This is a genomic window from Aeromicrobium chenweiae (assembly GCF_003065605.1).
Lineage (GTDB): Bacteria > Actinomycetota > Actinomycetes > Propionibacteriales > Nocardioidaceae > Aeromicrobium > Aeromicrobium chenweiae.
On the sequence record NZ_CP026952.1, the window covers coordinates 364940 to 378754 of the forward strand.

The 13815-nt window shown below is 72.6% G+C and carries 10 protein-coding genes; 7 read left to right on the plus strand and 3 right to left on the minus strand.

Annotated elements, in window-relative coordinates:
• Positions 1 to 10 precede the first annotated feature (10 nt).
• The 3 genes from C3E78_RS01820 to C3E78_RS01830 are packed head-to-tail and all read left to right on the plus strand — an operon-like array spanning position 11 to position 3303.
• On the plus strand, positions 11 to 1330 hold the full coding sequence (locus C3E78_RS01820; RefSeq protein ID WP_235833740.1) for a cation:proton antiporter: 1320 nt from the start codon (positions 11 to 13) through the stop codon (positions 1328 to 1330).
• Positions 1331 to 1371: 41 nt separating this feature from the next.
• Positions 1372 to 2439, plus strand: a complete 1068-nt coding sequence (locus tag C3E78_RS01825; RefSeq protein WP_108576705.1) for an alpha/beta hydrolase — start codon at positions 1372 to 1374, stop codon at positions 2437 to 2439.
• 3 nt (positions 2440 to 2442) lie between these two features.
• On the plus strand, positions 2443 to 3303 hold the full coding sequence (locus C3E78_RS01830) for an Fpg/Nei family DNA glycosylase (protein WP_108576706.1): 861 nt from the start codon (positions 2443 to 2445) through the stop codon (positions 3301 to 3303).
• An 8-nt stretch (positions 3304 to 3311) separates the two neighbouring features.
• Here C3E78_RS01830 and C3E78_RS01835 read toward each other — a convergent pair whose 3' ends face one another.
• Positions 3312 to 4139 carry a DMT family transporter gene (locus tag C3E78_RS01835; protein ID WP_108576707.1) on the minus strand — a complete coding sequence of 276 codons (828 nt, stop codon included), beginning with the start codon at positions 4137 to 4139 and terminating at the stop codon, positions 3312 to 3314.
• 77 nt (positions 4140 to 4216) lie between these two features.
• Here C3E78_RS01835 and C3E78_RS01840 point away from each other — a divergent pair, with 77 nt between their 5' ends.
• Complete coding sequence (locus tag C3E78_RS01840; protein ID WP_108576708.1) at positions 4217 to 4849, plus strand: hypothetical protein; 633 nt, start codon at positions 4217 to 4219, stop codon at positions 4847 to 4849.
• Positions 4850 to 4882: 33 nt separating this feature from the next.
• Here the strand turns inward: C3E78_RS01840 and C3E78_RS01845 are convergent, their stop codons facing one another.
• On the minus strand, positions 4883 to 7186 hold the full coding sequence (locus C3E78_RS01845) for a hypothetical protein (protein ID WP_108576709.1): 2304 nt from the start codon (positions 7184 to 7186) through the stop codon (positions 4883 to 4885).
• Between the two features lie 181 nt (positions 7187 to 7367).
• Entirely contained in the window at positions 7368 to 9788 is a 2421-nt protein-coding gene (locus C3E78_RS01850) for a hypothetical protein (RefSeq protein ID WP_135804895.1), read from the minus strand.
• 158 nt (positions 9789 to 9946) lie between these two features.
• On the opposite strand from C3E78_RS01850, the gene C3E78_RS01855 reads away from it, so the two are divergent.
• The 3 genes from C3E78_RS01855 to C3E78_RS01865 all read left to right on the plus strand — a co-directional run bounded on the left by C3E78_RS01855 (position 9947) and on the right by C3E78_RS01865 (position 13812).
• Positions 9947 to 11029, plus strand: a complete 1083-nt coding sequence (locus C3E78_RS01855) for an NADH:flavin oxidoreductase/NADH oxidase (RefSeq protein ID WP_268916165.1) — start codon at positions 9947 to 9949, stop codon at positions 11027 to 11029.
• 116 nt (positions 11030 to 11145) lie between these two features.
• Positions 11146 to 13416 carry a phosphoribosylformylglycinamidine synthase subunit PurL gene (gene purL / locus C3E78_RS01860; RefSeq protein WP_108576712.1) on the plus strand — a complete coding sequence of 757 codons (2271 nt, stop codon included), beginning with the start codon at positions 11146 to 11148 and terminating at the stop codon, positions 13414 to 13416.
• A gap of 45 nt (positions 13417 to 13461) precedes the next feature.
• Positions 13462 to 13812 carry a sterol carrier family protein gene (locus C3E78_RS01865; protein WP_108576713.1) on the plus strand — a complete coding sequence of 117 codons (351 nt, stop codon included), beginning with the start codon at positions 13462 to 13464 and terminating at the stop codon, positions 13810 to 13812.
• Positions 13813 to 13815 lie beyond the last annotated feature (3 nt).

Here is a 13815-nt window from a genome sequence, read left to right on the forward strand (position 1 = left end):
TTTGGGTCCGGTGAAGGACCTGATCAACGCCGACTTCGTCTACCTGCTGATCGGGTTGGCCCTTTTGCTGGCGGTGGTCCTCCCGTACGCGCTGCGGTCCGTGGCCCTGTCGGCACCGGTCGTCCTGCTCGCCGTCGGGGTGGTCGCAGGTCTCCTGCCGCTCCCGGACGCGGTCCGGCTGACCCCGGTCGACGACCGGGCAGTGCTGGAGCACCTGACCGAGTTCACGGTGATCGTGTCCCTCATGGGCGTGGGCCTGGCGCTCGACCGCCCCCTCAACTTCCGGTCGTGGGCCTCGTTCAAGCGGTGGGGGACGACGTGGCGGCTGCTGGCGCTGGCCATGCCGCTGTCCATCGCCGCGGCGGCGTGGCTCGGCTGGTGGGTGCTGGGTCTTGCCCCGGCGTCCGCGATCCTGCTCGGTGCTGCGCTGGCCCCGACCGATCCGGTCCTGGCATCCGACGTGCAGGTCGAGGGGCCCACGACCGACGCCGAGGACGAGGACGAGATCGACGAGCGCGACGAGGTCCGGTTCGCGCTCACCTCCGAGGCGGGCCTCAACGACGCCCTCGCGTTCCCGTTCGTGCACCTCGCGATCCTGCTGGTGGGCGCGGGATCCGTGCTGGACCGGGGCGTCGAGTGGGTGCTCTGGGACCTCGTCGGCATGATCGTCGTCGGTGTCGCGGTCGGTGTCGCCGTCGGCTGGGTGCTGGCGAAGGCGGCCTTCCGGTCGAATCGGCCCGCGATCCGGATGGCGGAGACGGGCGAGCCGCTCCTGGCGATCGCCGCGATCCTCCTGGCCTACGGTGCGGCCGAGGTGCTGCACGGCTACGGCTTCCTCGCGGTGTTCGTGTGCGCCATGACCCTGCGCTCGATGGAGCGCAGCGCCGACTACCACGCGTTGATGCACGAGGTGGTCGAGCGGCTGGAGCGGTTGCTGACGCTGGTGGTCCTGCTCGTGCTCGGGGTAGCGCTCTCCAACGGCCTGCTGGACTCGCTGAGCTGGCGAGCGGCAGGGGTGGGTCTGCTCCTCGTGCTGGTCGTCCGACCGGTCACCGCCTGGGTCGCGCTGCGTGTCGGGCGGCGGCCGCGGGACCGCGTCGGTGACTACCACCTGGGCCCCCGGGAGCAGCTCGCCACGGCGTTCTTCGGCATCCGGGGCATCGGGTCGATCTTCTACCTGGCGTACGCGACGGGGCACGGGAAGTTCAGCGACGCCAACGTCCTGTGGTCGACCACGGCCTTCGTCATCGCGGTGTCGGTCGTGCTGCACGGCGTGACCGCCACGCCGGTGATGCGTTGGCTGGACCGTCACCGCGAGGCCACCACCTGAAAGCCCGCACGTCCGGGAGTGCTGTCTGCGACACTCGCCGGGTGGCACTCCCGATCCTCGGGCTCCCCCGCAGGCTCGGGGCAGCCGGCACGAACCTGTCCGACAAGCTCCACCGTCGTCCCATCGCCGACCTGCGGGCCCTGCCCCGTGACATCGTCGAACGCCGGACGTCGTACACGCTCTACCGCTACAACGCGGTCCCCGGCACCGCGGTCCGCGGTCGGCCGGTGCTGCTGGTGCCGCCCCTCGCCGCGCCGGCGCTGGCCTTCGACCTGCGGCGCGGGTGCAGCGTGGTCGAGTACTTCGTGCAGCGCGGGCGCCCGGTCTACCTCGTCGACTACGGACCGGTGAGCTTTGCCCACCGTGGCCTCGGGATCGAGCACTGGGTGGACTCGGTCGTGCCGTCGGCGGTCGAGACCACGGCGGAGCACTCGGGTGCCGACGGGGTGCACCTCGCGGGCTGGAGCCTCGGCGGCATCTTCACGATGTTCACGGCAGCCGCGCACCCGGACCTGCCGCTGGCATCGGCGACCGCCGTCGCGAGCCCTTTCGACCTGCGACGGGTGCCGCTGCTCGCGCTGGCACGTCCGGTCGACCGGATCGCCGGCGCGCTGGTCGGACCGGCCTACCGCGCGATGGGCGGCGTCCCGGCGCCGCTCACCCGGCTGGGCTTCCAGCTCTCGAGCCTCGACAAGTACGTCACCAAGCCCCTCGCGATGCTCACGCACGCCGACGACCGTGACTTCCTCGCGCAGCTCGAGGCGGTCGACCGGTTCATGGGGGAGATGTACGCGTACCCGGGGCGGACGTTCGGGCAGCTGTACCACGTGGTCATGCGCAGCAACGAGTTCGCGACCGGCACGATGGAGCTGGCGGGACGGATCGTCGAGCTGGCGAAGATCGACGTGCCGGTGCTGGTCGTGGCCGGTACAGGGGACACCTTGGCGCCGCTGCCCGCGGTCCGGCACCTGATCGACCTGGTCACCGGCTCGCCCGATGCGCAGCTCGTGCAGGCGCCCGGTGGACACCTCGGCGTCCTGACCGGGCGCGCCGCCCGCAGGACGACGTGGCCGGCCATGGAGAAATTCTTTGTCAAGCACGATGATTGAGCCATGCCCGAGCTGCCCGAGGTCAATGCCCTGGTCGAGTTCCTCGACGAGCAGATGACGGGCGCCGCCGTCGCCGCCGTGGAGCTGGCGTCGTTCGCGGTGCTCAAGACGTACGACCCGCCGGTCTCGGCGCTGCAGGGCATGGAGGTCACCGGGGTGACCCGGCACGGCAAGTTCATCGACATCGACGTCAGCGGGATCCACATCGTGGTCCACCTGGCGAAGGCGGGCTGGCTGCGCTGGACCGACAAGCTGCCCGAGACCAAGCTCAAGCTGGGCGCCAGCAACATCGCCGCCCGGGTGCGGCTCGACCGGGGGGACGGGCCGAGCGTGGGCTTCGACGTCACGGAGGCCGGCACGCGCAAGGGCCTGGCGATGTACGTCGTGAACGATCCGGCCGACGTCGCGGGCATCGCGGCACTCGGTCCGGACCCGCTGGCCCCCGGCTTCGAGCTCCGCCCGCTGCTGGCCCGGCGGATGCAGGTCAAGCGGCTGCTGCGCGACCAGAAGATCATCGCCGGTGTCGGCAACGCGTACAGCGACGAGATCCTCCACGCCGCGAAGCTGTCACCGTTCGCGATCGCGGAGTCCCTCGACGAGGACGAGATCGCCCGGCTCGAGGCCGCGGTGCAGAGCATCCTGCGCGAGGCCGTCGAGGAGGCCCGTGGCAAGCCGGCCGAGGACCTCAAGGACGACAAGCGGACCCGGATGCGCGTCCACGGACGGGCGGGGGAGGCCTGCCCCGTGTGCGGCGACACGATCCTGGAGGTCGTCTACGCGGACTCGTCCCTGCAGTACTGCCCGACGTGCCAGACCGGCGGCAAGCCGCTGAAGGACCGGTCCACCAGCAAGTTCCTCAAGTAGCCTCCGGGTCAGCCTGCGGCGACCAGGGCGACCGCGAGGGCGGCGAGGACCAGGCCCATGCCCTGCCAGCCCTGGATCTTCTCGCGCAGCAGGACCGCCGCGAGCAGGACGGTGCTGGCCGGGTAGAGCGAGGAGATCACCGACACGACCGAGAGGAGGCCGTGGTGGGTGGCGTAGAGGAACGCCCCCTGCGCGGTCACGCCGAGGGGTCCCATCGCCACCGCCGACCAGGCCGCACGGTCACGGGGCACCCACGCCTGCCGCAGGACGACCGCCGTGGCGACGACCGCCAGGACCGAGGCGACCTGGGCCACCGCGAGCGGGAAGAGCCCCGCCTCGTCGCCGGTCTGCCCGAACGAGACGAACAGCAGCCCGAAGCCGGCGCCGGCCAGCACGCCGTCGAGGACGCCTCCGCGGTGCGTGGGGTCGTCGTCGGTCACCCGCGAGATGAGGGCGATCGCCGGGAAGGCGCAGACCACTCCCACGAGCACCCAGGGGGACGGCCGGTCCCCCGTGAGGAGACCCACCGCGACCGGGATGAGCGCCGAGCCGATCGCGGAGACCGGCGCGACCACGCCCATCCGGGCGGTGGAGAGCCCGCGGTAGAGGAAGGCCACGCCGAAGCCGCCGCCGACGCCGGCCAGGGCGCCGAAGAGCAGGTCGCGTCCCGTCGGCGAGCCGCCCACGACCAGCGCGGCGACGAGGCTGATCACCCCGGATGACGACTGGCCGACCACCGCGATCTGCCAAGGCGAGGAACGCTTGGAGAAGATCCCGCCGAGGAAGTCCGACACTCCGTACGCCAACGCCGACAGGAGGGACAGGACGATGGCCACGCCAGCAGCCTAGAGGTCCCCGGCACCGGGCGGCACGATCTGGGTGCGGCCCTGCGCCCGGTCCGTAGGATGGCAGCATGAGGTTCCGTCAAACAGGATCGCTGGGCGCGCAGGCCAATGCCGCCGTCAGCGGCCTCGCGGCCCGGGCCGACGGGCGTACCGCCGAGGTGGCCGACCGGGCAGCCCGCGCGATCGTCGTCGCCGTGCGCCTGTTGCGCATCCCGACCGCCGTCGTGGGCGCGGCGCCCCTGCCGTTCATCGCCGCGACCCTGGTGCTGGGTGTGCTCGCCAAGGGCTCGGTGGGCGTCGCCATCGTCGTGGTCGGTGTGGCGATGGCCCTCGTCAGTGCCCTGTTCTGGGGTCGCCGTCACCGAGTGCTGCGCGCAGTCGCCGACCCCGAACGGCTCGCGAGCGAGCTGGCCATCCTCGTCAGTCTCTCCGGCCGGGTCGAGGAGTCCCGCGGCGCGCTCGCGGAGATCGCCGGCGGAGGGGGCTGGCGGGTGCTCTCGCGGCTGCGTGGTGTCTGGAAGGGCACGCAGATGACCGGACGCTGGATCGACGGCATCGGTGACCTCGAGCACGCGCGCTACTTCGCCCCGCCCAAGATCGGCACCAACGTGACGATCACCGTGCTCGCCCTCTGGCTCATCCCGATCTCGGTCGTGGTCACCCTGATCGCGGTCGTCGGGACCATCGCCGGCTCGATCTGAGCGGGTCCCCGGGCCCTGGGCGGCTCGTTCCGGTCAGAGACCGGGGGTCGTGCTGCCCGCGACCAGCTGTTCGAGCCTCGCGCGCACGGCGGGTGACAGGTCGGTCGCGCGACGCCCGGCGTCGATCGTGAACTGGGCGATGCGCCCGGCCAGGAACTCGCGTCCGGTGCTCGCGAGGTGCTCGGCGAGGGCGGTCATGGCGCCGAAGTCGTACGCCGCGACGGCCCGCGCGAACTGCTGCCACGTGGCCGTCTCGCCGGCCGGTCCGGGCAGTCCGTCGGTGGCGGCCAGCAGGCGCCTGACCCTCTGCGGTCCGTCCACGAGGACGGCCAGGCCCAGGGCGTCCAGCTCGGCCGCCAACAGGCCGTGCTCCTGCGCCTCCGCGGCGATCCCGTCGAGGATCTCGAGGGCGCGCTCGGGGTCGGCGAGCGCGTCGTGGGCGACGGCCTGGGCCTGGCGGCGCTCGAGGTCGCTCTGCCGCCGCTGGTGCACGGGCCACGCCTCGGACGAGTCGAGCATCGCGCGTGCCTCGTCCTGCCGCCCGAGCAGGGCGAGCGTCTGTGCGGCGAGCGCCTGCAGCCAGCCGCGGTAGCCGAGGGGATCACTCGTGGCCGTGCTGAGCAGGAACAGCTGCGCGTTGGCGAGGGCCACGTCGGTGCGGCCGTGGGTCAGGGCGAGCATCCCCGACATCAGGGTGCCGATCCTGCCGTCGGCCCCGTACGGCACGGCGAGCTCGCGGTAGCGCTCGAGCAGCGCCTGCGCCTCATCGAGCTCGGCGGCCGAGACCAGCGCGATGAACAGCACCTCGCGCACGGGAGCGAGCAGCGCCGAGCTCGCGTCCACCTCGGGCGACTCCAGCAGGGACACCGCGGCACGACCGGAGTGGACCGCCTCGGCGCACCGGCCCGCATGACGCAGCAACGAGGACGCGGCCGAGTGGGCCATGGCCTGGTTGATCGGGGACAGGGTCCCGTTCAGTGTGAGCGAGCGGGCGCGGCGGATCATCGCGGGACGTGACTCCGTGAACGCCTGGACGCTGAGGTCCGCGATCTCGACGACGACGGCTCGACGCGCTCGCGTCTCCACGTCGTGGCCGGGGCCGATCGCGCGGTCGCGATGGGCGTCGCGCTGGTCCGCCGGCACGAGCCGGGTGGACCAGCGCATGAACGTCGCCAGCTCGTCCTCGGGCACCTCGGCCGGGTCCACGGACGCGAGGAGCCCGGCCAGGGCGGTGAGGTCGCCGACCTGCGTCAGCGCGTGGGCGCGCTCCTGCTGGACCTGGATCGCGGTGGCGGACGTGCTGCCGGGATCGGTCATCTCGATCGTGCGGCGGTAGAGGCCACGGTCGTTGGCGGCACGGGCCGCGGCCCGGACCAGCTCGTGGCCGACTTCCTGCCCGGCCCACCGGCACCAGCGCACGCTGCGCACGAGGCTCTCGGGTCGGCGGATCGAGGCCGGCAGCACGTGGGCGTACGCCTGCCACAGCTCGGTGGCGCGAGCGACCGACAGCGCTGCCGCGACGGCTTCCTTCTCCAGCGGGTCGCTCATCGTCAGCACCCCGTCACGCAGGCAGAGGACGCCGTGCCGGACCGCGTAGGCGATGTCGTCCTCGGCGAGACAGGCCGAGGCCTCGGCGAGCTCGACCTCACCCACGAGCGACACGAGGTCGAGCAGGGTCGCGATGCCCGGCGTCGCGCCGATCCAGTCCGCCGAGGCGGGCCGGCGTCTGCCCGGGAGCGCGAGGCGGGCGTCCTCGATGCGTTCCGGGTCGATCATCACGACCCCTTCTGCACGCACCAGGGCGTCGCTCGCCTCCAGGAGGTCGCCGATCTGGCACAACGTGCCGTACGCCCCGCGGGAGCGTTGGTGGGCGAAGTCGACCAGCACGTCGTGGGGCTCGGCCAGCAGCCGCGCCCGCAGGAGGCGGGCGACGGTCGAGCGGTCAAGGGGGCCGAGGTCGACCCTCTCGGCCAGGGCCGCCAGGCGCGGGATCGTCGCCACGGTCTCGGGGGTCATGGCGGTGACGATGCGCAGGTCCTGGCTGACGGCGAGATCCGTCAGGGCGTCCAGGCTCTCCAGGTCGGCGAAGTCCGGTGCGCCGAGCAACAGCGTGGGACGTCCCGACGTCGAGGAGCCGATGACGTCACGCACGCGGGTCACCACGTCGGCGCCCCCCGCGTCCGGGCGACCGCCGACCTCGGCGAGCAGCCGCGTCAGCGTGCTGAGTGGTGTGTTGCGCTCGTCGTGCCGGCACATGAGCTCCCACACGACTCCGGGCGCCCCCGCGACGACGGATCGTCCGAGCAGGTGCCGGTTGGAGCCGGAGGGCCCGACCACGAGCAGGACGTCCCGTCGTTCCAGCAGCCCCCGGACCGAGGCGACGAACTCGGGGGAGAAGGCCGGGGGCCAGGGTGCGGGCGCCGGGACGAGTCGCTTGATGGGAGTGGCCTTTCGGGCGGCAAGCTGGGGAGGTGCGGCGGGGAGGGGTCCCGCGGGGCGGTTCGCTCGGGTCGACGGATCAGGTGGGCTCGATGTGACGGTGGGAGACGGGGTCGGCCAGCTCCTGCAGCCGGGTGCGGGTCAGCGGCTCGAGGTCGGTCGCCCGTCGCGCCATGTCCAGGACGTACTGGGCGACCGCGGCGGCGTAGAACCGGGCGTCACGGCGCTCCAACTCCTCCGCGAGCGCGACGAGGGCGGGGATGTCGTACGCCCGTGCCGCGCGGGCGAACGTCTGCCAGACGGCGGGCGTGCCGCTGGGCTCGACGAGGTCGTCGACCGCGGCGAGCAGCATCGACAGGTGCGGCGGTCCGCCGATCTGGACGCTCAGCACGCAGGCGTCGATCTCGGCCAGGCGCTGCTGGTGCGCGCGGCCCTCCTCGGCGACCTCAGCGAGGAGGGTGAGCGCCTCCTCGGGCTCGGCGAGCGCGTCGTGCGCGCAGGCCTGGGCGATCCGTCGCTCGAGGTCACGTTGGAGGACGGCGGCCGGGTGTGTCCTCGACACCTCGAGCAGGTCGTGCGCCTCCTCGTGGCGTCCGGCCTGGGCGAGCAGGAGGGCCAGCAGTGCCTCGACCCATCCGCGGACCTGGTGCGGGTCGTGGCGCCGCAGACCCGTGAGGCACAGGCGCGCATCGACCAGCGCCTCCTTGACGTCGCCCCGGACGAGGTCGAGCAGGGCTCGCAGGGCCGTCGTCATCCGCCCGCTGCCGGCCAGGCCGAGCGCTCCCGAGGAGTAGTCCGCGAGTGCCTCCTGGGCACCCCTCAGGTCGAGCGCCGAGATGAGCGCCATGACGTGGCACTCGCGCGCCACGTCGAGGTGGAACGCGCTGACGCGGTCGGGGTCGTCGAGCAGCAGACGCAGCGCGAACTCGGCCGACTCGACTGCGCGGGCGGGGTGCCCGGACCGTCGCTCGACCGACGACAACGTGGTGAACGCGACCGCCCGGTTCGCCTGCGAGAGCTGGGCGGAGAAGGTGAGTGCGCGCAGCTGGGAGGTGAGCTCTTCGCCCGCCTCCACGTGAGCCTGGACCATCAGCCCGGCCAGGGTGTTGACCGCCGAGCGGCGTCGGCCGTCCTGCACGTCCGCGGCCCACGTCGCGCGGTCGACCATCGTCGTCCGCGCTGGGCCGGGGACGGAGCGGCCGGCCCACAGCAGGTAGGGCAGCAGCTCCTCCTCGGAGAGGTCCTGCGGGTCCAGTGCCGCGAACATCGCCGCGAGCTCTTCGTCCTCCCCGAGCTCGGCGAGGGCGAACGCACGCTCCAAGGGGGCGACCACCACACCCTTCTCGTTGTGGTCGGCATCGGTGAACGTGAGGGCGTGCCGGTGACGGGCCGAGAGGTTCGCCTCGCGCGCCGCACGCGCCGCGAGGGGCAGTGGGAGCAGGTGACGGGCGGCACGCCACCACTCGGCGGCCAGCAGGGCGACACCGGGACGTTCCAGGGTGGTCGTCAGCAGAGCCGACCAGCGGTCGAAGAGCTCGCGCTGACGCTCGACCGGCAGGGTCCGACAGACCAGCGTCGCCTCGGCGGGAGACGCGAAGGTCAGGGCGCCGTCGGCCGTCCGCAGCGTGCCGTGGTCGATCGCGAGGTCGATCGCGGCGGGGTCGAGGTGTCGGCGCGCCTCGGCCAGGTCCAGCTGACCGAGGAGCGACGTCAGGTGCACGAGCTCGGTGACGCCCTCGCCGCCGCCGAGCCGCTCGACGGTCGTGGGTGCCCACAGGCTGGCGAGGCGATCGGTCGTCGCGTCCGTGCGGTCGGGGTTGAGGACGAGGACGTCCTCGACGGGCACGATCACCTCGGCTTCACGCGCCGCGTCGCAGATCTCGCGGAGCACGCCGTACGAGCCGGCGGTCCGCTCGAGCAGCAGCGTGACGACGGTGGGGTGCGGGACCGCGCCGAAGCGGGCCTGCAGGAGCTCGGTGACGGTCGACCGGTCGAGCGCGTGGAGCTGCACCACCTCCGCGACGGACAGCAGCTGCCGCTGGGCGACCACCGTCTCCGGAGTGAGCGTCGCGACGAGCCGCAGGTCGCCGGTCGCGGCGACCCGGCTCAGGACGGTCACGCTCCCCGGGTCGCTCAGGTAGGCGTTCGCCAGCACGAACGTCCGCTGCTGGCGGGGCAGCCGGCGCAGCTCCTCGCGCACGGCGGACTCGACTGCGCGTTCATCCGCGTCGGCTGCCAGCTCAAGGCCGGGCAGGAGCTGCTGCACGGCGAACCAGGGCAGGCCCTGCTCCCCGTGGCGGGCGACGTGCCGGACCGGGCTCGGCCCGTCGGGGCCCAGGGCGGCGACCTCGTCGGCGAGGCGGTTGCGTCCGCTCCCGGGCGGACCGACCACGAGGAGGGCAGGACGCTGCTCGAGCAGCGCCCGCGCATGTGCGACGAACGGCTCTGAGAACGGCGGCGGCCACGGGCCAGCAAGCTGGCCGCACCTCGGCTCCGACAATGCACTGCTCTTTTCGTCCGGCCCCTGGACGTGACACACGATAGACCCGAACGTGCCTGGAGGGACATACGACGTCTCGCACCCTGACACCACCGATGTCACGTAGGGGTGTGGAGGTCGCGAGGAATTCGGCGGATGCCGACGCAGTTGAACCATCAGTGCCTCTTCTCCTTGACTCCCTGACCCTGCGCGGCGTGACCGCGCGCAACCGCATCTGGCTCGCGCCGATGTGCCAGTACAGCGCCCTCGAGCGCGACGGCATGCCGAACGACTGGCACCTGGTCAACCTCGGACGGCACGCCGCCGGAGGATTCGGTCTGGTCATGACCGAGGCCGCGGCCGTCGTCCCGGAGGGCCGCATCAGTCCCGAGGACGTCGGCATCTGGACCGACGACCACATCGCGCCCTGGCGCCGCATCATCGACTTCGTCCGCGGACAGGGTGCCGTGGCCGGTATCCAGCTCGCGCACGCCGGCCGGAAGGCCTCGACGTACTCGCCGTTCGGCGCCGGCACCGCCTCGGTGCCCGTCGACGACGGCGGGTGGGAGACCGTGGGTCCCTCCGCGCTGGCGTTCGAGGGCTACGCGGTGCCGCGGGAGCTGACGACCGACGAGGTCCGGGGGATCCCGCAGGCGTTCGCCGACGCTGCCGTCCGCGCGGACCAGGCCGGTTTCGACGTCGTCGAGCTGCACGCGGCACACGGCTACCTGCTGCACCAGTTCGTCTCGCCGCTGTCGAACCACCGCACCGACCAGTACGGGGGCTCCTTCGAGAACCGCACCCGCCTCGTCGTCGAGGTCGCGGACGCCGCGCGGGCCGTGTGGCCCGAGGACAAGCCGCTGTTCGTCCGCCTGTCGGCCACCGACTGGGCCGCGGACGGGTGGGACGTCGAGCAGACCGCGCAGCTGTCGACCATCTTGGCCGACCACGGGGTCGACCTGGTCGATGTTTCGTCCGGTGGTCTCGTCGCCCACCAGAGGATCACCGTCGAGCCGGGCTACCAGGTGCCGTTCGCGTACGAGGTCCGCAAGCGCAGTGGCCTGCCCGTCTCGGCCGTCGGTCTCATCACCGAGCCGGCCCAGGCTGAGCAGGTGCTGCTCGACGGAGCGGCCGACGCCGTGATGCTCGGCCGGGTCGCGATCCGCGAGCCCTCCTGGCCGCTGCGCGCAGCCCACGAGCTCGGCGTCCCCCGCCGGCACGCGCCCTACCCGCCCCAGCACGAGCGCGGCGCCTGGCACTGACCGCGACTGGCGCAGAACGGAGAAAGTGAGACGGCGAGTCTCTCCGTTCTGCGCCACTCGGCGACCGGTATGCGCCAGTCGGTCGCCGGTGTGCACGGACCGATAGGATCGGCCCCGTGACTGCAGCCCGCCAGCTCGACACCGTTGCCCACGCCACCAGCACCCCCGACCAGAGTCAGCCCTGGGCCGAGCTGGGACTCCGCGAGGAGGAGTACGCGAGCATCCGCGAGATCCTCGGCCGGCGTCCCACGGGCGCCGAGCTGGCGATGTACTCGGTCATGTGGAGCGAGCACTGCTCCTACAAGTCCAGCAAGGTGCACCTCAAGAAGTTCGGCGAGCTGCCGCAGGAGACCCCGCTCGGCAAGACGCTCGCGGGCATCGGCGAGAACGCCGGCGTCATCGACATCGGCCAGGGCTACGCGGTCACGTTCAAGGTCGAGTCGCACAACCACCCGTCGTACGTCGAGCCGTACCAGGGCGCCGCGACCGGCGTCGGCGGCATCGTGCGCGACATCCTCGCGATGGGCGCGCGCCCCGTCGCGGTCATGGACCCGCTGCGCTTCGGCCCGCTCGACGCCGAGGACACCCGCCGGGTGCTGCCCGGCATCGTGGCGGGCGTCGGCGGCTACGGCAACTGCCTGGGCCTGCCCAACATCGGCGGCGAGGTCGTCTTCGACGAGACGTACGTCGGCAACCCCCTCGTCAACGCCCTGTGCGTGGGCGTCCTGCGCCACGAGGACCTGCACCTCGCATTCGCGTCCGGCGTCGGCAACAAGGTCGTGCTGTACGGCGCCCGCACCGGCGGCGACGGCATCGGCGGCGTCTCCGTCCTCGCGTCCGAGACGTTCGACGCGGACGGCCCGGCCAAGCGCCCGAGCGTCCAGGTCGGCGACCCGTTCATGGAGAAGCTCCTGATCGAGTGCACGCTCGAGCTGTTCGCGGCCAAGGTCGTCAACGGCATCCAGGACCTCGGCGGCGCCGGCCTCTCGTGCGCGACGTCCGAGCTGGCGTCCGCCGGCAGCGGCGGCATGCACGTCGAGCTCGACACCGTGCCGCTGCGCGACTCGAGCCTCTCGCCCGAGGAGATCCTCATGAGCGAGTCGCAGGAGCGCATGATGGCGGTCGTCGAGCCCGAGCACCTCGACGCCTTCATGGCGATCTGCCGCAAGTGGGACGTCGAGGCCGTCGTGGTCGGCGAGGTCACCGACGGCGACCACCTCGTCATCGACTGGCACGGCGAGACCGTGGTCGACGTGCCGCCGCGCTCGGTCGCCCACGACGGGCCGACGTACGACCGCCCGTACGCGCGTCCCGCCTGGCAGGACGCCCTGCAGGCCGACGTCGCCGAGAAGCTGGCCCGGCCCACCACCGGCGACGAGCTGCGCGACCAGCTCGTGGCGGTCGTGAGCTCGCCCAACATGGCCGACAAGTCATGGGTCACCGACCAGTACGACCGCTACGTGCAGGGCAACACCGTCCTCGCCCAGCCCGAGGACGCCGGCGTCATTCGCGTCGACGAGGACAGCAATCTCGGCGTCGCGGTCTCGACGGACTGCAACGGCCGTTTCGCCAAGCTGGACCCGTACGTCGGCGCGCAGCTGGCGCTGGTCGAGTCCTTCCGCAACGTCGCGGTCACCGGGGGCCGCCCGCTCGCCGTCACCGACTGCCTCAACTTCGGCTCCCCGGAGAACCCGGACGTCATGTGGCAGTTCGAGCAGGCGACGCACGGGCTCAAGGACGCGTGCGCGGTCCTCGGCATCCCCGTGACCGGCGGCAACGTGTCGTTCTACAACCAGACCGGCGACACCCCGATCCTGCCGACCCCCGTCGTGGGCGTCCTCGGCGTGGTCGAGGACGTCCGCCGCCGCATCCGGCACGGCTTCTCCGCCGAGGGCAGCCACGTGCTGGTGCTCGGCGAGACCCGTGAGGAGCTCTCCGGCTCGACCTGGGCCGACGTGGTCCACGGCCACCTCGGCGGTCTGCCGCCGGTCGTCGACCTGGAGGCGGAGTCCGCGCTTGCCGCGCTGATGCTGGAGGCGGCCGCGACGGGCGTCGTCGAGTCGGCCCACGACTTGTCCGACGGCGGTCTGGCCATCGCGCTCGCCGAGGCGACCTTCCGCCACGGTGTCGGCGTCACGGTCGACCTGGAGGACCCGTTCCTCGACCTGTTCAGCGAGTCGTCGGCGCGGGCGATGGTCACGGTCACCGAGGACCGGCACGAGGAGCTCATCGCCCTGGCGCAGAAGCACGGCGTCGAGCTCGCGTCGGTCGGCCGCACGGGCGGGACCGACCTCGTCGTCGAGGGCCAGCTCCGCATCCCGGTCGCCGAGCTCAAGTCGGCGTGGCAGGCGACCCTGCCGGCGGTGCTGGGCTCCCAGCTGGTCTGAGGTCCGTCCGCGGGGGGACCGGCGGCGGCTGACTAGGCTGGTCGCATGGCCCGGTACTCCCCCCTGACGCACGCGGAGTTCGCAGCGATCTGCGAGCGTCTGGACGCCGGCACCGGGACCCGTCAGGACCTGAAGGCGGCGACCAAGCACCTCGCTGCGCTGCTCGTGCAACGGGCGCCGGGCGCCAGCGTCGAGGTGCGGATCCCGCCGTTCGCCGCGGTCCAGTGCATCGCGGGGGCGCGGCACACCCGTGGCACGCCGCCGGCCGTCGTGGAGATGGACGCCCCGACGTGGATCGCCCTCGGACGAGGTCGGCTCGCGTGGTCCGACGCGACGATCCGGGCGTCCGGCGAGCGCTCGGACCTGTCCCACCTGCTGCCGCTCGACGAGACCTGACGC